At 63.6% G+C, this 19,239-nt stretch carries 18 protein-coding genes; 13 read left to right on the forward strand and 5 right to left on the reverse strand.

What is annotated here, in order from left to right; genetic code table 11:
* Positions 1 to 9: 9 nt before the first annotated feature.
* Positions 10 to 897 carry a LysR substrate-binding domain-containing protein gene (locus BLU15_RS18060; RefSeq protein ID WP_090296949.1) on the reverse strand — a complete coding sequence of 296 codons (888 nt, stop codon included), beginning with the start codon at positions 895 to 897 and terminating at the stop codon, positions 10 to 12.
* Between the two features lie 272 nt (positions 898 to 1,169).
* On the opposite strand from BLU15_RS18060, the gene BLU15_RS18065 reads away from it, so the two are divergent.
* Genes BLU15_RS18065 through BLU15_RS18085 form a run of 5 tightly spaced genes read left to right on the forward strand, consistent with a single transcriptional unit; the run spans position 1,170 to position 6,394 of the window.
* Positions 1,170 to 2,165 carry an ABC transporter substrate-binding protein gene (locus tag BLU15_RS18065; protein WP_090297001.1) on the forward strand — a complete coding sequence of 332 codons (996 nt, stop codon included), beginning with the start codon at positions 1,170 to 1,172 and terminating at the stop codon, positions 2,163 to 2,165.
* A 42-nt stretch (positions 2,166 to 2,207) separates the two neighbouring features.
* The gene (locus BLU15_RS18070) at positions 2,208 to 3,572 is read left to right on the forward strand and encodes an MATE family efflux transporter (RefSeq protein ID WP_090296952.1); all 1,365 of its coding nucleotides are present in this window, start codon (positions 2,208 to 2,210) and stop codon (positions 3,570 to 3,572) included.
* On the forward strand, positions 3,569 to 4,579 hold the full coding sequence (locus tag BLU15_RS18075) for a FecCD family ABC transporter permease (protein WP_090296954.1): 1,011 nt from the start codon (positions 3,569 to 3,571) through the stop codon (positions 4,577 to 4,579). The genes BLU15_RS18070 and BLU15_RS18075 overlap by 4 nt, the downstream gene beginning before the upstream one ends.
* Entirely contained in the window at positions 4,576 to 5,604 is a 1,029-nt protein-coding gene (locus tag BLU15_RS18080; RefSeq protein WP_090296957.1) for a FecCD family ABC transporter permease, read from the forward strand. Before BLU15_RS18075 ends, BLU15_RS18080 begins: the two co-directional genes overlap by 4 nt.
* A gap of 7 nt (positions 5,605 to 5,611) precedes the next feature.
* The gene (locus BLU15_RS18085) at positions 5,612 to 6,394 is read left to right on the forward strand and encodes an ABC transporter ATP-binding protein (RefSeq protein ID WP_060601688.1); all 783 of its coding nucleotides are present in this window, start codon (positions 5,612 to 5,614) and stop codon (positions 6,392 to 6,394) included.
* A 47-nt stretch (positions 6,395 to 6,441) separates the two neighbouring features.
* On the opposite strand, the gene BLU15_RS18090 is transcribed toward BLU15_RS18085, so the two are convergent.
* Positions 6,442 to 7,890 (reverse strand): NCS1 family nucleobase:cation symporter-1, encoded by a 1,449-nt coding sequence (locus BLU15_RS18090; protein ID WP_060522054.1) that lies wholly within the window; start codon positions 7,888 to 7,890, stop codon positions 6,442 to 6,444.
* 144 nt (positions 7,891 to 8,034) lie between these two features.
* Positions 8,035 to 8,922, reverse strand: a complete 888-nt coding sequence (locus BLU15_RS18095) for a helix-turn-helix domain-containing protein (protein ID WP_090297004.1) — start codon at positions 8,920 to 8,922, stop codon at positions 8,035 to 8,037.
* 128 nt (positions 8,923 to 9,050) lie between these two features.
* Between BLU15_RS18095 and pobA the strand changes: the two genes are divergently transcribed.
* Positions 9,051 to 10,223, forward strand: a complete 1,173-nt coding sequence (pobA, locus tag BLU15_RS18100) for a 4-hydroxybenzoate 3-monooxygenase (protein ID WP_060522056.1) — start codon at positions 9,051 to 9,053, stop codon at positions 10,221 to 10,223.
* Here pobA and BLU15_RS18105 read toward each other — a convergent pair.
* Both BLU15_RS18105 and BLU15_RS18110 read right to left on the reverse strand, forming a co-directional pair.
* Positions 10,217 to 10,759: a GNAT family N-acetyltransferase gene (locus BLU15_RS18105; RefSeq protein ID WP_060522057.1), complete on the reverse strand. Its 543-nt coding sequence runs from the start codon at positions 10,757 to 10,759 to the stop codon at positions 10,217 to 10,219. The genes pobA and BLU15_RS18105 overlap by 7 nt on opposite strands.
* Before the next feature lie 86 nt (positions 10,760 to 10,845).
* Positions 10,846 to 11,760, reverse strand: coding sequence for a LysR substrate-binding domain-containing protein (locus BLU15_RS18110; protein ID WP_034805874.1), 915 nt, complete (start codon positions 11,758 to 11,760; stop codon positions 10,846 to 10,848).
* A gap of 300 nt (positions 11,761 to 12,060) precedes the next feature.
* Between BLU15_RS18110 and BLU15_RS18115 the strand changes: the two genes are divergently transcribed.
* From BLU15_RS18115 to tdh, 7 genes are all read left to right on the forward strand, one after another.
* Positions 12,061 to 13,167 carry an extracellular solute-binding protein gene (locus BLU15_RS18115; RefSeq protein WP_034805879.1) on the forward strand — a complete coding sequence of 369 codons (1,107 nt, stop codon included), beginning with the start codon at positions 12,061 to 12,063 and terminating at the stop codon, positions 13,165 to 13,167.
* 113 nt (positions 13,168 to 13,280) lie between these two features.
* Positions 13,281 to 14,267, forward strand: a complete 987-nt coding sequence (locus tag BLU15_RS18120; RefSeq protein WP_051659715.1) for an ABC transporter permease — start codon at positions 13,281 to 13,283, stop codon at positions 14,265 to 14,267.
* Complete coding sequence (locus BLU15_RS18125) at positions 14,267 to 15,061, forward strand: ABC transporter permease (RefSeq protein WP_034805885.1); 795 nt, start codon at positions 14,267 to 14,269, stop codon at positions 15,059 to 15,061. Before BLU15_RS18120 ends, BLU15_RS18125 begins: the two co-directional genes overlap by 1 nt.
* Positions 15,061 to 16,143 carry an ABC transporter ATP-binding protein gene (locus tag BLU15_RS18130; RefSeq protein ID WP_060580985.1) on the forward strand — a complete coding sequence of 361 codons (1,083 nt, stop codon included), beginning with the start codon at positions 15,061 to 15,063 and terminating at the stop codon, positions 16,141 to 16,143. The genes BLU15_RS18125 and BLU15_RS18130 overlap by 1 nt, the downstream gene beginning before the upstream one ends.
* 70 nt (positions 16,144 to 16,213) lie before the next feature.
* On the forward strand, positions 16,214 to 17,323 hold the full coding sequence (locus BLU15_RS18135; protein ID WP_176960305.1) for an NAD/NADP octopine/nopaline dehydrogenase family protein: 1,110 nt from the start codon (positions 16,214 to 16,216) through the stop codon (positions 17,321 to 17,323).
* Complete coding sequence (locus BLU15_RS18140) at positions 17,324 to 18,511, forward strand: glycine C-acetyltransferase (RefSeq protein WP_090296960.1); 1,188 nt, start codon at positions 17,324 to 17,326, stop codon at positions 18,509 to 18,511. It begins immediately after the preceding gene.
* Positions 18,512 to 18,522: 11 nt separating this feature from the next.
* A partial coding sequence (gene tdh, locus BLU15_RS18145) for an L-threonine 3-dehydrogenase (protein ID WP_090296962.1) occupies positions 18,523 to 19,239 on the forward strand: 717 nt, incomplete at its 3' end.

Genomic DNA, 19,239 nt, shown 5'->3' on the forward strand with positions numbered 1-19,239 from the left:
CGTTCCCGGCTAGATTTCCGCGTGGGCCCATTGGGAAAGCCATGCGGAAAAGCTGTCCGGCGTGCCCGACGGCGCGCGCCTCGCGATCTCATAGGCGCCGACGATCGGCGAGATCGACGGGCAAAGCGCGATCAGCTGGCCGCTTCGCAGCTCCTTCTCGATGAAGGCCGGGCTGACCTGAGCAATTCCTAGGCCGGAAATGCAGGCATCGATTGCGGCCTCGTCCGTGTCGAAGCCGATGCTGCCGCCCTTCGGCTCGAAAGGGATCGCAGCCGCATCGCACCAGCGCCGCCAGGACCAGGCGTCGGCCGTGTCGAGAAGGATCGGCAGGCCGAGCACGTCGCGGGTGTCGAGTTCGCGTTCCGATCGCGCAAAGAACTGCGGTGAGCACACGGCGAGCGTTCGATCCACCAGAAAGGCCAACGCATGATCGTCGCTGTCGCCGCACCGGCGATAGGTGATCGTGATATCCGCCGGTTCGGCAGCACCCAGCGCCAGGGACTGGATGACGAGATCTTCGCTCGGATGCGCCTGCCGGTAGGAACCGATCCGGGGGATCAGCCAACGGCGGGCAATGGTGATCGGCGCCTGGATCACCAGGCGCGAGCGTTCGGGGCTGACTGCGCGCGCGCCCGTCTCAAGGGTGGCGAGCGCCCCGTTCACGTGGGTGAGGAACTGTCGCCCGGCGGCCGTCAGCGCAATCGCATTGTGGCTGCGGTGAAAAAGCGGCGTGCCCAGTGCGTCTTCAAGTGCCTTGATCTGGCGGCTGACCGCGCCCGGCGTCAGGTGCATCTCCGCGGCTGCGAGCGTCAGGCTACCCGTGCGCGCCGTCGCCGAGAAGGCCGGCAGCACACTGAGCGGCGGAAGCTTGAAGCGTTTGGCTTGCGATTTTTTCATGCCGGCGTGAGAACCTTTCGCTTGCAAATAACTTGACCATAAATATCAACAATCCTCCATATTGGAAGGCAGGAAGCCTGATGTCGGGAGGTTTGTTGATGGCGATCGCGCGTTTTCTCCGTCTGAGGTTCGGCGGGCCGCAGCGGCGCGCAGACGCTGCCGGCGATTTTCGGCATGTGTCTGCCGCAAGCGGCGAGCCGTGCGGTGACGGCCGTGGCTACCGGCTTTCGGCCTTCAGCAAGGTTGACACCGCAATGGTACAAGGAGCCCGCATGCCCAGCCCCCTTTTCACAGCCGCACGCTCGCAGCTGATCGGCGCCGTCGTTCTTGCAGGCTGCGTGCTCGGCCAGGCGACCGGTGCCGGTGCCGAAGACGCCGTTACCTTCAACGTGATCGACGATCGCGGTGTGGCGGTCACCATTCCGGCGAAGGCACAGAAGGTCGCCTCCGTTTCCTATTTCGCCGCGGATGTCGCGCTCGCCCTCGGGCTGACGCCGGTTGCGACGACCTACATGGTGGAAGGCCGTCATCCCGATTTCCTCGGCGGCTACCTCGATGGCGTCAAGCAGATCGGCCAGCGCGCCACCCCGAACATCGAGCTGCTCGCGGAGGCAAAACCGGACCTCACGGTCGCGATCCGCCGCTACACCGAAGGCAATGCTGCCCAGTACGAGAAGGTCGCGCCCTATCTCGCCTACGACCTTGAACTCTACGCCGACAGCGACCGCACCATTGCGCAACTGGCGACGATCCTTGGCCAGCCGAAACGCGGGCAGGAGATCAACGCCGCCTTCAAGAGCGACCTCGAGGCCTTTGCAGCGAAGGCGCCGAAGGACAAGCACCGGCGTTTCGTGGTGATGTGGGGCGGGGACATTCCCTGGGTCTTTCGATCGGAAAACATGACTGCCGCCATCCTGGTGGCGCTTGGTGGCGACAACATCGCCGGTCAGAACCCGACGCCGTCCGTTCCCGGGAACTGGGGCATGGAAATGAGCCTCGAAACCCTGCTGGAGCAGGATCCGGAAGTCATCTTCGTCTATGACTACGGCCCGGACCGCCCTCAGGAAAACAATCCGATCTGGCAGCAGCTCTCGGCGGTGAAGAACGGACGCGTGCACTATGTCGGCGACCATTGGGTTGAGGCGCACGGGCCAATCGCCCGCCAGATGGTACTGCGCGAGGCAGCGCATCTGCTCTATCCCGATGCCTTTCCAGCCATCGACGTGAAGGCGGAAGCCCGCAAGTTCATCCCCGCCTCAATCCAGTAACAGGTGAACCGGCCCTTGCACTTGCGGGGCCGGCAAATTCTCATGCCCCGTAACCGTCCTACAGTTTCCGAAGCGCACCGCATCGTCGGGCTGGCAACGCCGCTGGCGCTGGTACAGCTGGCGCAGGTCGCAATCTCGACCACCGACCTGCTGATGCTCGGCTGGGTCGGTGGCGAGGCGCTTGCGGCTGCCGCACTCGGGCTCGCCGTGTTCAATCTACTGCGCACGATTGGCTTCGGTCTGATCGTCGGCACGTCGAATCTCGTTGCCGAGGCATCCGGCGAAAAGGTGGCGCCGTCTCATTTGCTGGGTTCGCTGAGCATCGCTGCCGTTGCCGGGCTGATTTCGGCAGCGTTGATGATGATCGGCGGCAGCGGCCTGCGCTGGCTCGGACAGGATGCCGGCGTCGTCGAGCTTGCGCGCGAGTATCTGATGTTTCTGGCGCCCGGCATCATCCCGCTCTTCTGCTTTTACGCCTATCGTGGCGTCGTCGTCGGCCGGCGTCAGGCGAATGTCCTACTTACGATCACGCTCGCGACCATTCTGGTCAATGCCCTGCTCGACTATGGCCTGCTGTTCGGCACGTTCGGCCTGCCGAAGCTCGGCGCTTCGGGCGTCGCAGCCGCAAGCACGCTCGCCTTCCTGGCACAATTCGCTGCCATTGCCTGGATAACGCACCGGCGGCTGTCGTTCTCGCGCCTCGTGTCGATGGGGGAGGTCGTCGCAGCCATCCGGCGGCTGCTTGCGATCGGCATTCCGACAGCCGGATCCTACGCATCCGAGGCCGGCTTCACCGCGCTGGTCACGCTTATGGTCGGGGCCTGGGGTGCCGCCGCGCTCGCCGCGCAGGCGGCGGTCAATCAGGTCGTCTATGTCGTCTTCATGCTTTCGGTCGGGCTTTCGCACGCGACCTCGGTCGGGGTCAGCGAAGCCTTTGCGGCCGGCGACAGCGAACGCGCGCGGCGGGTCGGCGGAACGGGGCTGCTGCTCGGCATTTCAGTCGCCTCCGTCTTCGCTCTGATTATCCTGTTGCTGCCGGCGCCGATCCTGGCTCTGTTTTCCCTGTCGCCGGCCGGATCCGAGGGCGCAACCTATCTGGCCGCGTCCGCGCTGGTGTCTGTCGCGGCGCTCGCCCAGCTGCCCGATTTCGCGCAGAACATCGGTATCGGCGCGCTTCGCGGCGTCGGCCGTGCCGCGAGCGGCTTCTGGATCACGCTTGCAAGCTATTGGCTGATCGGTGCGCCGGCCGCCTGGCTCATCGGTTTCCACCTCGCTCCCGGCGCCGTCGGTGTCTGGCTCGGCATGGGGCTTGGGTTCGCTGCCGCCGCGACCGGTCTTTTCTGGGCCTTCCATCGCGCGACGACCGATATGACCGCTGTAGGGAACGTCTCGGAGCAACGGCCATGAGCGACCAGACGCGCGCACCGCTGTGGTTTGCGATGTTGCTGGCGGTAGCGCTGATTGTCAGCGTGTCGGCGCTGATCTTCGGCGCAAAGCCGATGACGCTTTCCCAGGCGCTGGCGGCACTATCATCGCCGGCTGGCGGTACTGATTCGATCATCGTCTGGACACTGCGCATGCCGAGAAGCATCGCCGCCTACTTCGCAGGCGCAGCTCTCGCCGTCTCGGGCTACCTGCTGCAATCGATCACGCGCAATCCGCTGGCCGCACCCGACCTCACCGGCGTCACCGCCGGCGCCGTGGCGTTCATCGTCGCGAGCTTCGTCCTTTTCCCTGCCGTATCTTCCACGCTCTTTCCGGCAATCGGGATGGTCGGCGGATTGGCGGCGGCCGCGCTGACGCTGTGGACGGCAAGGGGCGGGCGGGCGTCGCCGCTGCACCTGGCGCTGGGCGGGATCACGGTCGCCCTATTCTTAAATGCGGTCACCACTTACCTGCTCGTCCGAGGCGGGCCACAATCGCCCTCGGTGCTGTTCTGGCTTTCCGGCGGCTTTCAAGGGAGATCCTGGGCGCAGGTCGGCTACATGCTGCCGTGGATCGTCGTTGGGCTCGGCATCGCTCTTTGCTGCCACCGCATCATCGCGCTCCTGTCGCTCGGCGACGGGGCCGCCGCCGGCATGGGCGCCAATCCCGTCCTGTGGAAGCTCGTGCTGCTTGCCGCAGCCATTTGCCTCGTTGCCGGCGTAACGCCGGTTGCCGGGCCTGTTGCCTTTGTCGGGTTGGCCGCCCCGCATCTTGTCCGGCTGCTGCGGCCGGGCTCGGCGCTCTGGGCGCTTCTCCTCAATATCGCGCTTGGCGGATGCCTGTTGATGACGGCGGACGCACTCGCCCGCTCGGTCGCCGCGCCACGGGAAATTCCGGTCAGTATCTTCACCGCGCTGATCGGCGGCCCGGTGTTCGTCTATCTGACCCAACGCGGCCCGCGGCCCGGTGCTGGAGGCGGGCGTCGATGACGAGGACCACGACCGAAACACCGGCGCTGCGACATACCGTGCTGCTGGTCGCCCTATTTCCCGGCCTCCTGCTGGTGGCGATCCTGCTCGGGGTCGCCGACCTGCCTCTGTCTGATGTCGCCGCCGTCCTCATCGGACGCGGATCGGACAATGCGCAGCTGATCATCGAGACCATCCGGATCCCGCGCATCCTGACCGGCATGCTCGCCGGTATGCATTTTGCGGTCGCCGGTGCCCTGCTGCAGACGGTCACGCGCAACCCGCTGGCCGACCCGACCATCATGGGCATTTCTCAAGGGGCGACGCTGGCGGTGACCCTGTTCCTCTTCATCGCGGTCTATGGCGTCGCCTCCGATGCCAACACGCTTTACGCCCTGCCGGTTGCCTGGCTGCCGCTGGTCGGCGCCATCGGCGGGCTTGCGGCCGGGGCGCTGACTTATGGCCTTGCCGTCCGCAGGGGATTGAGCGCTCTGCGCGTAACGCTGTGCGGCATCGCGATCGGCGCCTTTCTGCATGCACTTGCCATGGGCATCATCGTCGGTTGGGGCAGCGCCCGGTTCGAGATCGTCATGCAATGGCTTGCTGGCAGCCTCTATGCGCGTGGCTGGGAGCATGTGGTCTTTCTCCTGCCGTTCACGCTCGCCGCGCTCGCTGTGCTTCCGTTCCTCCACCGTTCGCTGGCGATCTTGCGCTTCGAGGAGGACGTCTCACGCTCCTTCGGGCTGAATTATCGCCTGCATTTCACCCTGGTTCTCGCCGTTGCCTGCGTCCTTGCCGCCAGTGCCGTCGGCGTCGTCGGTCCGTTGATTTTCATCGGGCTCGTGGTGCCGCATCTTGCAAGGTTCCTGGCCGGTCGCCATTTCGCGGCGGTCCTGCCGCTGACGGCCCTCATCGGCGCGACACTGGTCGTGGCGGCCGATCTCGTCGGACGGCTAGCCGGCGGCGCCGAGGAGATTCCGATCGGCGTCGTCACCGCCTTTGCAGGCGCGCCGTTCCTGCTCGTTCTACTTCGCCGCTACCGATGAGGCCGTGATGCATCTCAAAGCCGCCGACGTCACCATTCGCTATGCCGGGCATTGCGCACTCGCGACCTTCGCCCTCGCGCTCAGCCGCGGCGAAATCGTTGCGCTGATCGGCCCCAACGGGTCGGGCAAGAGCACCGCACTCCATGCGCTTGCAGGATTGACGGTGCCGGAGGCCGGCGACGTGACGCTCGATGGCCGGTCGGTGCGCTCATGGAAGCGTCGCCAGCTCGCGCGCCGGCTTTCCTTCCTGCCGCAGGCGCCGCTCTCGCCCGAGGGCATGACGGTCGAGCAGCTGGTCCGGCATGGACGCTTTGCCCATATCGGTGCCTTCGGCGGCTTTTCCGCGGCAGACCGCCAGGCGGTCGATTGGGCGCTCGACAGCGCCGATCTGCACGATATCGCACATCGGGATCTGAGAGCCTTGTCGGGTGGTGAGCGCCAGCGGGCCTGGATTGCGGCGGCGCTTGCGCAGGAAGCCGAGATCCTGTTGCTCGACGAGCCGACCTCGTTTCTCGACATCGGTCATCAAGTGGAAGTGCTGGAACTGCTTTGCCGCCTGCGCCGCGAGCGGCAGGTAACGGTCGTGGTCGCCATCCATGACCTCAACCAGGCCATGGCGATTGCCGACCGCATCGTGCTGCTGGCGAAAGGTCGGACCCTGTTTTGCGGCACGGCCGATACGCTCGCCGACAGCGGGCTCGTCGAGACGACGTTTTCGGTCAGCGGCGCGTTCGAGCGCCCGCGCGATCAGGCGGGCGCTGTCTATTTCAACGCCCACATCGCCACGTGAGCGGCAATGCGCCCGGTGCACTTAGGCCCGGGCGCATTGTGAAGTTGTCAGGCCGCAAAGGCCGGCTTGCGGGCGCCGATCCTCAAGACGTAGTAGATCGCCCCGCCGATGGCGACGCCGAAGAACCAGCCATAGATTCCCCACCAGGCGGGCAGGATGGTGGTGAAGGTCGGCAGGATCGAGGAGAACAGTGCGCCGATGGCAAAGGCGATAAACGCGCTGCCGTGCCAGCCGCCCTGGAAGCGGAACTCGCCGTCCTCGTGATAGAGCGCTTCGACATTCAGCTGGCCGCGGCGGATCAAATAATAATCCACCATCATCACCCCGAAGATCGGCCCCATCGTCGAGCCGATGAAGTTGACGAAATGCGCAGCCCCCGTTTCCCAAGGGGCGAACGGATAGAGGATGAGCGCAATCAGCGCCGCAATGTAGCCGCCGCGCTTGAAGTTGATCTGCCGCGGAAAGACGTTGGCAAAGTCAAAGGCCGGCGACACGAAGTTCGCCACCACGTTGATGCCGAGCGTCGCGACGGCGAAGGTAAGTGCTGCAAGCAGCGCCAGGAACCAGCTGTCGAATTTCGCCGAAATCTGGTCCGGATGCAGCAGCACTTCGCCATAGACGGCGAATGCGGCGGTCGTCGTCACGCCGGCGACCAGGCAGAAGGCGAGCAGGTTGATCGGCAGGCCCCAGAGATTGCCCTTGCGTAGCGTCTTCACGTCGGTCGCATAGCGCGAGAAGTCGCAGAAGTTCAGATAGAGCGCTGCGAAGTAGGTGATCCAGGTGGCGGCGACCGCGGCCAGCGCCGGGAAGCTGCCGGGCTCCCACGGAACGCCCGCGTCCTTGGTCTTTTCGATGAGCACGTCGCGCGGGATTTCCGAACCGAAGGAGAACGTCCCTGATTTGACGATCAGATAGACGGCAAGGATCAGCATCATGATCCAGACGGCCGGGCCTGCCCAATCCTGGAACTTGCGAACGGTCTCCATGCCGCGCTGGATGATAAGCAGTTGCAGCGACCAGACGACGACGTAGCAGATGACCTCAAGCGTCGAGTGGCCGAGCATGTGGCTGTTTTGATGGAAGGCCAGCATGCTTTCGTTGCGAATGAGAAGCGCCACGATGGCCCCGGAGGCAGCCGCTGTCTGCGCGCCGTACCAGAAACAGGCGACGACGGCGCGCACCAGCGCCGGAACGTTGGCGCCGAAGGTGCCGAAGGAGGCGCGGGCGAGAACGGGGAAGGGCACGCCGGTGCGTACGCCCGCATTGCCGACAAGGCTCATCAGGAAGAAGATCACCAGCGAGCCGATGCCGATCGCGATGACGAAGTTTATGAAGCTGCCGCAGAGCAGGAACAGGCTTGCCGCGAGGTAGTATCCCCACAGGCTATGCACGTCGGATGTCCACACATTGAAGATGCTGAAAGCGCCCCACCGGCGCTCCTCGGCCGGTGCCAGATCCTCGTTGTACAACGAGGGCGACGGATCGCGTACTGCCATGTCTTCCTCCGTATTTCCTCCGGGCCCCCCTCGGACCCGAGCTTGATTCTGCTCCCGTTTTGAGTCGTTGCAAAAAGCTTTTTCGGATTGTATACAATCTCACCCTGGCGTGCATGGCCAGCCGCCGAAAGCTGCGCTGGCGCTTTATGCACCAAGCCGTTCGCGCTCTGCCAGCCGCCAGGCGCGGGGCGTCACGCCTGTCTGGCGCAGGAAAAAGCGGGAGAAATAGGCGGGGTCGGCGAAGCCGAGGCGGAAGCTGATTTCCTGGACGCTGGCGCGGGTGAAAACGAGTTCGCGCTTTGCTTCACCGACGAGCTTTCGCGAGATCATTTCGTGGGCGCTGAGGCCGGCGACGGCGCGCGTGATCCGGTTGAGATGGGTTTGCGACAGGCCAAGTTCGCGGGCATAGGCGGCGGCCGGCCAATGCGAGCGGAGGTGCTGCTGCAAAAGCGCTTGGAAGCGCTGGACCCGCCGCTCGTTTTCACTCTGGCTGCTGTCATCCCGGTCGTCGCTCGTCTCGTCGAGACGGACCGTCAGCGTCAGCGCGGCGGTCAGGTAGGCGTCCAGAAGATCGGCGCGGTTGCCACGGCTGGTTTCCCATTCCCTGGCAAGACGTGTGAGGGTTGCTGCGATGTAGGCAGCATCTTCGCCGCCGTCGAGCCGGATCAGGTGCGGGATGGCGAGCCAGGCGCCAAGGCGGCTGCGCTCGCCGGGCGCTGTCTTCAAGTGCGAAGCGAGGATGGTGAAGACGAAGCCGTCGATGTCGCGCGAGAAGCGGAAACCGTGGCTGAGCGCCGGCGGAACGGTAATGACCATCGGCGGTTCGATCATGTTGACTGCGTTGCCAAAGACCGCATCGCCGGAGCCGCTGGCAATGTACAAGATCTGAAAGAAGCTCTCGTGCCGGTGCAGCCCGATCTCCCAGTGGTAGAGGCTGCTTCTTGACGGAATAGTCTCGCAATGCAGCCAGAAATCCGGCCGTTCTCCGGTCTTTTCGCCGTAGAGTTCGTAGGTCGGAACCGTCTTCCTCATGCAGCACATCCTGAAGCCATGTTCGATTTGTGCAATTTCATGGCGGATTTGTCCATTGAGAGCGAAGCCGGCCCGGCGCAGATTTTGCCAAAAGACAATTCTGACAAAGAGCAATTCCGGAGGAGAGCATGCGCACCAAGGTGGTCATCATCGGGTCGGGCCCGTCAGGGCTTTTGCTCGGGCAGTTGCTGACGGAAGCGGGCATCGACAATGTCATTGTCGACCGTGTCAGCAAGGACTACATCCTCGGGCGCGTGCGCGCCGGCGTGCTGGAGGAAGGCACGGTCGGCCTGATGGATCGCGCTCAAGCCGGGGCGCGCATGCATCAGGAGGGCCTGCCGCATGACGGCTTCTCGCTCGCCTTCGATGGCCGCGATCACCGCATCGATCTCAGGCAACTGACCGGAGGCAAGCGCGTCATGGTTTATGGCCAGACGGAGCTGACGCGCGACTTGATGGAGCATCGCGAGCGCTCAGGGGCTGTCACGATCTACGAGGCGGCCAATGTCCAACCGCATGATTTCGACGGTCATCTGCCCTATGTGACCTTCGAGAAGGATGGCACGGCGCAGCGCATCGACTGCGACTTCATCGCCGGCTGCGACGGCTTTCACGGGATCAGCCGCAAGTCGGTACCGGAAAAGGCGCTCAAGACCTTCGAGAAGGTCTATCCCTTCGGTTGGCTCGGCATTCTCGCCGACGTGCCGCCGGTCGACCACGAACTGATCTATGCCAACCATCCGCGCGGTTTCGCGCTTTGCTCGATGCGTTCGACGACGCGCAGCCGCTACTACATCCAGTGCGCGGTGAGCGAAAAGATCGAGGATTGGTCCGACACGCGCTTCTGGGACGAACTTCGCCGGCGGCTGCCGTCTCATCATGCCGAAGCAATGGTAACGGGACCGTCCTTTGAAAAATCAATCGCGCCGCTGCGCTCTTTCGTTGCCGAGCCGATGCGTTTCGGCCGGCTGTTCCTGGTCGGCGATGCCGCCCATATCGTGCCGCCAACCGGCGCGAAGGGTCTGAACCTTGCCGCCAGCGACGTGCATTATCTCTTCGAGGGGCTGCTCGAACACTACCAGGATCGCTCGAATGCCGGCATCGACGCCTATTCGGCGCGGGCGCTGGCGCGCGTGTGGAAGGCCGTGCGCTTCTCCTGGTGGATGACGACGATGCTGCACCGTTTTCCGGATACCGGCGATTTCGACCAGCGCATCCAGGAAGCCGAACTCGACTACCTCACCCATTCGGTGGCGGCAGAAACGGCGCTGGCGGAGAACTATGTCGGCTTGCCTTACTGAGCGGCGGCGGTGCGGTCGGCCCATTCGCCTCTAAGCATGCCATAGATCGCTGTGTCCCATCTGGCATCTCCGACCTTGGCGGAGGAGCGTCTGACGCCTTCCTCGTAAAAGCCGAGGCTTCGGTAGGTGCGGATCGCCGCCTCGTTGAACGTGTAGACGTTGAGCTCCAGCCGCTCGAAGGCGGGGTCGGCGAAAAAGCGGCGGGTGACTTCGCTGAGGAAAGGCTGGGCGAGGCCCTGGCCGCGCATGCGTGGATTGATGGCAACCCGGGCGAGGCGGCCGACGCCGTTTGCCCAGTCGAGCGCTACCTGCGCATGGCCGGCGAGCTTGCCGTCGGCGACGCCTGCAAACATCAAGCGCTCAGGTTCGGCACCCTTGGTTCCGGCGAGCATCGCTTCGAGCTGTGCCGCTTGCAGCGGAAAGGAGAGGCCGGGGCCGCCCCATTGCACCAGCGCCTCCAGGCTTGAAAACCAGTCGAGCATCTCGGGGATATGCGCTTCGGAAAATGCGTCAACAAGGAGGGGAGCGGTCGGCATGGTTCACCATTTTGTCGGGGCCGCAAATCTCGGCTGTGGGGCGGGGCTTGTAAAGCCGCGAAATCCCACGGGCCGCCGACAGGGCCTCAGTTCGCTTCCATCGCCAGCCGCATATCCTGCACCGTGGCGCGGGTCGCCTCGACATAGGCGTCGACCAGGTGGCGGTTTCTCGTTTCGCGGAGCCAGCAGAGGCTGAGATCCGACGCAATGCTGGGGAGAAACGGCTTGATTGTCAGCCGGTCGCGCTGGCCAAAGGCGAACACCGGATCGACGATGGCGATCCCCAGTCCGTTGGCGACCATTTCGCATACCGCCGGCGCAAGGGTCGCATCCATGATGTAGTTCAACCGCGTGCCATAGACATCGAGCGTGCTTTCGATCTTTTGCCGGATGCGGTTGTCCGCTGCAAAGCCGATATAGGGCTCGCCGTGGATATCGGCGGGCACGATCTCCTGTTTCGCAGCGAAGCGATGGTCGCGCGGCGCAATGCAGACGAGGTCTCCGCCGCGCAAGGGAACGCACTCGATATAGGGGTTGTCCGTATTGCGGTTGATGAGGCCGATATCGACCTGCTTGGATAGCAGCCATTCGACGATGAACTGCGAACTGCGGATCACCACCGAGATGTAGGCGTCGCCATGCCCCGCAAGAAAGCGCTTGTTGGTGTCGCTGATGAAGAGGCCGGAAAGCGCCGGCATCACACCGACCGAGATCTGCCCCAGTTCCTCGCGCCGGATCAGGTCGACGGCGCGCTCGATCTGCTTGATGCCGGCGAAGACACGATCGATCTCCTTGTAGAGCCGCATGCCATGCTCCGAAGGAATGAGCCGCCCCTTGATGCGGTCGAAGAGTTCAAGCTCCGTATCTTCTTCCAGATGCGCCAGGAGCTTGCTCACGGCGGGTTGCGAGATATGCAGCACTTCCGCGGCACGGCTGACCGTGCCGCATTCGATCACGGCTTTAAGAGCCTCGATTTGTCGCAGGTTCGGTGCGCGCTTCATTTCATAACTTCATTCGGGGCAAACTTGCCCATACCCTAGCTTTGCGCGCGGAGGTTGACAATCCGGCCGACCAAGACCCCCGCAAAATATCGCCGTTTGCCGTGCCGGCTTAAATTCTGGGCTATAACCTTTTGGAATGGATGCAGGCTCAAAAACAATTAGACGGACCAAATTTGCTGCGCCAATCTTTATGCAGGCTGCAACTGGATCGATCCGGCTGCGCGATCGGCGACGGGATCAGAAGCGCGTATGCGCGCTCTGGCGCCATCAAGTCACGCTGGGAGGCGAGAGGAGAAACAAATGATTATCGGGCAGAAGATCAATCGCAGGAACGCGCTCAAGCTGTTGGGGGCAGGCGGTGCAACGGTGCTCACCGCGCCTTACCTCATCCGGTCGGCGCGTGCTGAGAGCTCGGTTCTCAACATCACCACCTATGACAAGTTCCTGCCGCAGGATTTCATCGAGCAGTTCCAGAAGGACACAGGCATCGAGGTTCGCATCCGCCTGACCGACGACCAGGGCAAGCAGTACAACCTGCTGACGGCGGAAGGCGCAAACCCGACTACGGACATCGTGACGGTCGCCGGCCACCGCTACGGCCAGTTCATCGGCTCCAAGCTGGTGCAGGCGCTGGATACGGCAAAGCTGCGTAATTGGGCGAACCTCAACCCCGCCTATCAGGACGCCGCCTGGGCGCGCTTCGAGGGCAACCTTTGGGGATTGCCGATCCTTGCCGGCTACGAAGGCCTCGTGCGCAACACCGACTACGTGTCGGAGGCCGACAGCTGGGGCATCATGTTCGACGAGAAGTACGAAGGCCTGACCGCCTATATGGCGGGCGACTTCATGTCGATCACCATGAAGTATCTGGGCCATGACGGCGACTTCGTCACCTACACCGACAAGGTCGAGGAGGCCCAGAAGGCAGCCAGCCAAGCGCGCGACCACCTGATCAAGCACAAGCACATGGTTCGCAAATACTACGATGCGGCGAGCGAAGTGCAGCAGATGTTCATCAACGAGGACATCCATCTGGCGCAGGCCTGGTCGGGCCCGGCTGCCAAGCTGATCATGGACGGCGTGCCGGTCAAGCTGTCGGTTCCGAAGGAAGGCACCTACGGCTTCTGCTACACGCTGAACATCGTCAACAACGCGCCGAACGCCGAGAACGCCTACAAGCTGTTCGACGCGATCCTGGCGAACCCCGAGGTCGGGGCGGCGATGACGCGCACCTCCGGCTTCAGCTCGACGATATCGGGTGTCGACAAGCTGCTCGACGAGAGGGAGCGGCTGGCATCGACCCTGCCGCAGGACGAGCTCGAGCGCGTCACCTTCTTCAGCTCGCTCAACCGCTCGATGAAGAACGAGATCATCGATCGCGCCGTCGCCGAACTGAAAGCGGCCTAAGCAATCGCGTTGCGATGACTGACTGACTGACCTCGCCGTGGCGGCGGGGTCAGAACGGTGACGCATGTTCTGCCAACGCCCGTCGGGTCGCGGACAAGCTTTGGGATAATTCAATGGCCGTGGGAACACATACGGCAGGTGGCGGTCTCCCCGTCCGTGCTGCGCACATGAAATACTCGACCGGTGTCGCGAGGGTGATCAACTCACTGCTCTATCGCTACACCTTGGGCGCCGTTGCCGAGTGGCGATACGGACGCATCCTGCTTTTGGCCGGCGTGCCGGTCGTCTGGATGCTGATGATGCATATCGGCCCCATCTACGAGATGCTGCGCATCAGCCTCCTGTCCAGCTATCCGCCGCAGCCGGGCGTCGAGGCCGAATTCACGTTCGACAACTACGCGCTCTTCTTCAGTGAAAAGCTCTACTGGATGCCGCTGCTGCGCAGCTTCATCTATGCCTCCATCGCAACCGCCGTCACCCTGGTCGTGGTCTATCCGGTTGCCTATTACGTGGCGAAGGTGGTTGCGACCGGCAACAGGTCACGGGCGCTGCTCCTGCTCTTGGCCCCGTTCTGGGCGGGTGAAATCATCCGTATCTTCTCGGTCATCATGCTTCTCGCCAATCGCGGTGCCGTTAACGTGCTGCTCAGAGAAATCGGGCTGACCGAGCGTCCGATCCAGATGCTCTACACCTCGTTTTCGATCAGCTTCGGCCTCGTCTACATGGTCTGCCTTTACATGCTGCTGCCGCTCTATTCGGCGATCGAGAAGATCCCGAAGTCGCTGCTCGATGCCTCAGCCGATCTCGGGGCAGGGCCGTTCACGCGCTTCCGCCGCATCATCCTGCCGCTTTCGCGCGACGGCATCGTGTCGGGATGCTCGCTGGTCTTCCTCACCTGCATGGGCGTGTTTGCCGCTCCCATTCTGCTCGGCGGGCCGACCACCAGCATGTTCTCCGAGACGATCAGCAGTTTCTTCCACGGCGCCAGCAGCCGTTGGCCGGCCGGTGCCGCCTTCGCGATGATCATGCTTGCCGCATCCCTCGTCACCGTCGGTCTGTTCATGCGGGTCGTCGGCGGCTCGAAGCAAAGGACATTCTGATGCGCGCCCTGTTTCACGATTGGCCCGGGCTGGCCCTCAAGTCCTTCTACTGGCTGTTTGTCCTGTACCTGTTTCTGCCGTTGTCGCTGATGGTGGCGGTCAGCTTCAAGGATGCGAGCTTCATTTCGTTTCCGCTCGGAAACCTGACGATCGACTGGTACGCCAAGGTCATAAAGGACAAGCAGTTCCTGGACGCCTGCCTCTACACAATCATGATCGCCGCGGCGACGACGGCCATTGCAACGGTGATCGGTGTCTGGATCGCGATGCTGATCGGGTCGCTGCGCGGGGCCGCTCAATACGTGGCCTTTGCGGTGGCCTGCCTGCCGGCCGTGGTGCCGGGCATGATCTCGGCGATTTCGCTGCGCATCTTCATCACCACCATCGATCTGCCGACGGGCACGGTCGCCATCATCCTCGGCCACGTCGTCCACGCCGTGCCTTTCGTGGTGGTCATGGTGCTGACGCGGCTGCGCTCGATGCCGGGCAATCTGGTCGATGCCGCGCGCGATCTCGGTGCCGACAGTATCGTAACCTTCTTCCGAGTCACGCTTCCCTATCTGGGACCGGCCATCTTCGGCGGCATGATCTTCTGCCTGCTGCTGTCGAGCGACGACTTCGTCCGCACCTTCTTCCTCGGCGGCTATCGCCCGACGCTGCCGATGCTGATCTTCGCCCGGGTGCAGTCCGGCATGTCTCCGGAGATCAACGTCATGGCGACGCTCGTCCTGGTCGTGACCGCCGTGGTCGGGCTCTACGCAGAATATCTCACACGTCGTTCGAGGATCCGCTGATGCAACCGGTTGTTCAGTTCGAAAATATCCGCAAGAGCTTCGGCAGCTTTGTCGCCGTCGATAATCTCAATCTCAACATCGAGCGCGGCAAGTTCGTCACCCTGCTCGGCCCCTCCGGCTGCGGCAAGTCGACAACGCTGCGCATGCTGGGCGGGTTCGAAACGCCGACCGAGGGCCGCATCCTGCTCTCCGGCCGCGACGTGACAATGGTTCCGCCGAACCGGCGCAACGTCAACATCGTGTTCCAGGATTACGCGCTGTTCCCGCACATGTCGGTCGCGAAGAACATCGCCTTCGGCCTGGAGTTGAAGGGCGTCGACAACCGCCAGATCCAGAGGCGCGTATCGGAGCTTCTGGAACTCGTGCAGCTGCAGGATTTTGCCGGCCGCCTTCCGTCCGAGCTGTCGGGCGGCCAGCGCCAGCGCGTCGCGCTGATGCGCGCCTTGGCGCCCGATCCCGACGTTCTGCTTCTGGACGAGCCGCTTTCCGCCCTCGACGCCAAGCTTCGCCAGACGATGCAGATCGAGCTCAAGGCGATCCAGGAACAGACCGGCAAGACCTTCATGTTCGTGACCCACGACCAGGAAGAGGCGCTCACCATGTCGGATACGATCGTGGTCATGAACAATGGCCGGATCGAGCAGATGGGCGATCCGGCGACCCTCTACAAGCGCCCCGGCTCCGCCTTCGTGGCGACCTTCCTCGGCGAAACCAATCTGTTGCATTCCGACGTCGTCGGTACTGACGCCGGCGAAGCGGCGGTGCGGTGGAACGGCATGACGATCAAGGCGTCCGCCGGCGCGCTCTCGCCCAAGGCCGGCGACGCGATCTACGTCGTCCTGCGGCCGGAAGCGATCCAATGCTCGGCGCAGGAACCGGGTGTCGCCAACCGGATCCGTGGACGGATCCGCCAGCGGGTTTTCAAGGGCAACCACACATCGCTCAAGGTCGAGATCGGCGAGGGGCATCTGCTCAACGCGCTCGTTCATCCGAGCGAGGTGGAAGGCCTAAGCCGCGACGACATCTGGGTCGGCTGGTCGTCCGAAGCGACCACGCTCATCCCCGCCCGAAACGCGGCTTAGCCGCAACACCCTCGACAGCGGGCGCCCCGGCTGCGCCCGTCACCCGATATCAATGAAAGTGGAAAACGACATGCGCGTAGGTATCGCAGGTGCTGGCTCTATTGCCTTTGGCACCGCTGCACTTCTTGAAAAACTGGGACACAAGGCAACGCTCTGGTCGCCGTCCGGCACCGGCACTGTGGCACTCGCAGAGGGAGGGCGCCTCACGGCCGAGGGCGCCATCGAAGGCACCTTCCTTCCGGCCGTTGCCAAGCGTGCGGAAGATCTCGTCCACGATACCGATGCGATCCTCATCGCGCTGCCGGCCTATGGTCACCGCTTCGTGCTGGACGCAATCGCGCCGCATCTGACTGCCGGTCAAGTGGTGATCTTCAGTTCGCATACCTCGTTCGGAGCGCTTTATCTCTCGTCGCTTCTTGCAGCACGCGGCATCACCTTGCCGATCGTTGCCTGGGGCACGACGATCGTCAGCGGCCGGAAGCTCGGCCCTGCGCTGGTGCAGGTGAACACCATCCGCAAGCAGGTCGATCTCGCGACCGTTCCGGCATCGGAAAGTGCGCGCGGCCATGCGGTCTGCACGGCACTCTTCGGCGAACATTTTGTCGATCGCGGCAGCCTTCTGGCGATCGCGCTTTCAAACCTCAATCCGCAAAACCACCTCGGGATCGCGCTCGGCAACATGTCGCGCATGGAGCGCGGCGAGACCTGGGTTCAGGCCCAGAACGTCACCCCCAATATCGGTCGTCTCCTGGAGACACTCGACCTCGAACGCCTGGCTGTCGCCGAGAAGCTGCAGCTGAAGGTGCGCGACATTTTTCAGCATTTCCACCTGTCGTTCCATGTGCCGGTCAGCACGATCTCGCAGATGAACCAGGAAATGCATGAGGCCGGACATAACGGCACGGGTCCTGCGACGGCCGACAGCCGCTACGTGACGGAGGATGTTCCCTTCGGTCTGGTCGTGACGGCGCAGCTCGCGCGCCTTGCCGGATGCCCGGCAGACCTGCACGAGGCCGGTATCCGCATCTTCTCGGCCATGTACGGCCGGGACTTCGAAGGCGAGAACGACCTCCTTCCGGAACTGGGCCTCGAGCGACTGGATCTCGAAGGTCTCGATGCCCTGTGCCGCACCGGGTTTCCGCCTGTTGCTGCCGCCGATCGAGCCGAGGGACGTGCCTGAATGAGCGACCGCTACCTCACCCATCTCCGTTCAGAACTCGAGGGCCTGAAGACGGCCGGGTTGTACAAGTCGGAGCGTGTGATCACCTCGAAGCAGGCGGGCGAAATCAAGGTCGCCTCGGGCGAGCGGGTGCTCAACTTCTGCGCCAACAACTATCTTGGCCTTGCCGACAGTGAAGAGCTGGCCGAGGCCGGCAAGCAGGCGCTCGACCGTTACGGTTACGGCATGGCCTCGGTGCGTTTCATCTGCGGCACGCAGGAGGAGCATAAACAGCTGGAGGCACGCATTTCGTCCTTCCTCGGGCTGGAAGACACGATCCTCTATTCCTCCTGTTTCGATGCCAATGGCGGCCTGTTCGAAACGCTGCTCGGCGAAGAGGATGCGATCATTTCCGATGCGCTCAACCACGCCTCGATCATCGACGGCGTGCGGCTGTCGAAGGCGAAGCGCTTCCGCTATGCCAACAACGACATGGCGGCGCTGGAGGAGGAACTGAAGAAGGCCGAGGGCAGCCGCTTCAAGCTGATCGCCACCGATGGCGTCTTCTCGATGGATGGCATCATCGCCAATCTTAAGGGCGTCTGCGATCTCGCCGACAAATATGGCGCCATGGTCATGGTCGACGACAGCCATGCGGTCGGCTTCGTCGGGAAGAACGGCCGCGGCTCCGCCGAACATTGTGGCGTCGAGGGCCGGATCGACATCATCACCGGCACGCTCGGCAAGGCGCTCGGCGGCGCTTCGGGCGGCTACACCTCGGCCAAGGCCGAAGTCGTCGACTGGCTCAGGCAGCGCTCGCGCCCTTATCTGTTTTCCAACACCCTGGCGCCGGTCATTGCCGCCGCCTCGCTGAAGGTGTTCGACCTGATCGACAACGGCGATCGCTTGCGCGAGCGGCTCTATGCCAATGCGGCGCTGTTTCGCACCGAGATGTCCAAGCTCGGCTTCACGCTGGCCGGTGAGGGCCACCCGATCATCCCGGTGATGCTCGGTGATGCCGCACTCGCCCAGGAGATGGCGGCGCGCATGCTGAAGAAGGGCGTCTATGTCATCGGCTTCTCCTTCCCGGTGGTGCCGAAGGGCCAGGCGCGCATCCGCACGCAGATGTCGGCAGCGCATAGTGAAGCGGACGTCCGGCGGGCAATCGCCGCCTTCGAAGAGGTCGGCCGCGACCTCGGCGTGATCTGAGGGAGGGACTGATGACGAACATGATGAAGGCGCTGGTGAAGTCGAAGCCGGAAGAGGGCCTCTGGATGGAGCGCGTGCCGGTGCCGGAGATCGGCCCGAACGACGTGCTGATCAAGGTGAAGAAATCGGCGATCTGCGGCACCGACGTGCACATCTGGAACTGGGACCAGTGGGCGCAAAAAACCATTCCGGTGCCGATGGTCGTCGGTCACGAGTTCATGGGCGAGATCGCCGAGGTCGGATCGGCCGTCACCAAGTACCATGTCGGCGAGCGCGTCTCGGGCGAGGGCCATATCGTCTGCGGCAAGTGCCGCAACTGCCGGGCCGGCCGCGGGCATCTGTGCCGCAACACGCTCGGCGTCGGCGTCAACCGGCCGGGCTCGTTCGGCGAGTTCGTCTGCCTGCCGGAGTATAACGTCGTGCCGATCCCGGAGGATGTGCCCGACGAGATCGCGGCGATCTTCGATCCGTTCGGCAATGCCGTGCACACAGCACTCTCCTTCGATCTCGTCGGCGAGGACGTTCTCGTCACCGGCGCCGGTCCGATCGGCATCATGGGGGCGCTGGTCGCCAAGCGTTCCGGCGCGCGCAAGGTGGTGATCACCGACATCAACCCGACGCGGCTGGCGCTCGCGAAAAGCGTCGGCATCGACCATGTCGTCGATGCCTCGAAGGAAAACCTTGCCGACGTGATGAAGGCGATCGGCATGACCGAAGGTTTTGACGTC

Origin of the sequence: Ensifer sp. YR511 (assembly GCF_900103045.1) — a bacterium.
Taxonomy (GTDB): domain Bacteria; phylum Pseudomonadota; class Alphaproteobacteria; order Rhizobiales; family Rhizobiaceae; genus Ensifer; species Ensifer adhaerens.

Coding starts and splice junctions, on each gene's coding strand:
- BLU15_RS18060 (WP_090296949.1), bottom strand. CDS start 897: ATGAAAAAATCGCAAGCCAAACGCTTCAAGCTTCCGCCGCTCAGTGTG.
- BLU15_RS18065 (WP_090297001.1), top strand. CDS start 1,170: ATGCCCAGCCCCCTTTTCACAGCCGCACGCTCGCAGCTGATCGGCGCC.
- BLU15_RS18070 (WP_090296952.1), top strand. CDS start 2,208: ATGCCCCGTAACCGTCCTACAGTTTCCGAAGCGCACCGCATCGTCGGG.
- BLU15_RS18075 (WP_090296954.1), top strand. CDS start 3,569: ATGAGCGACCAGACGCGCGCACCGCTGTGGTTTGCGATGTTGCTGGCG.
- BLU15_RS18080 (WP_090296957.1), top strand. CDS start 4,576: ATGACGAGGACCACGACCGAAACACCGGCGCTGCGACATACCGTGCTG.
- BLU15_RS18085 (WP_060601688.1), top strand. CDS start 5,612: ATGCATCTCAAAGCCGCCGACGTCACCATTCGCTATGCCGGGCATTGC.
- BLU15_RS18090 (WP_060522054.1), bottom strand. CDS start 7,890: ATGGCAGTACGCGATCCGTCGCCCTCGTTGTACAACGAGGATCTGGCA.
- BLU15_RS18095 (WP_090297004.1), bottom strand. CDS start 8,922: ATGAGGAAGACGGTTCCGACCTACGAACTCTACGGCGAAAAGACCGGA.
- pobA (WP_060522056.1), top strand. CDS start 9,051: ATGCGCACCAAGGTGGTCATCATCGGGTCGGGCCCGTCAGGGCTTTTG.
- BLU15_RS18105 (WP_060522057.1), bottom strand. CDS start 10,759: ATGCCGACCGCTCCCCTCCTTGTTGACGCATTTTCCGAAGCGCATATC.
- BLU15_RS18110 (WP_034805874.1), bottom strand. CDS start 11,760: ATGAAGCGCGCACCGAACCTGCGACAAATCGAGGCTCTTAAAGCCGTG.
- BLU15_RS18115 (WP_034805879.1), top strand. CDS start 12,061: ATGATTATCGGGCAGAAGATCAATCGCAGGAACGCGCTCAAGCTGTTG.
- BLU15_RS18120 (WP_051659715.1), top strand. CDS start 13,281: ATGGCCGTGGGAACACATACGGCAGGTGGCGGTCTCCCCGTCCGTGCT.
- BLU15_RS18125 (WP_034805885.1), top strand. CDS start 14,267: ATGCGCGCCCTGTTTCACGATTGGCCCGGGCTGGCCCTCAAGTCCTTC.
- BLU15_RS18130 (WP_060580985.1), top strand. CDS start 15,061: ATGCAACCGGTTGTTCAGTTCGAAAATATCCGCAAGAGCTTCGGCAGC.
- BLU15_RS18135 (WP_176960305.1), top strand. CDS start 16,214: ATGCGCGTAGGTATCGCAGGTGCTGGCTCTATTGCCTTTGGCACCGCT.
- BLU15_RS18140 (WP_090296960.1), top strand. CDS start 17,324: ATGAGCGACCGCTACCTCACCCATCTCCGTTCAGAACTCGAGGGCCTG.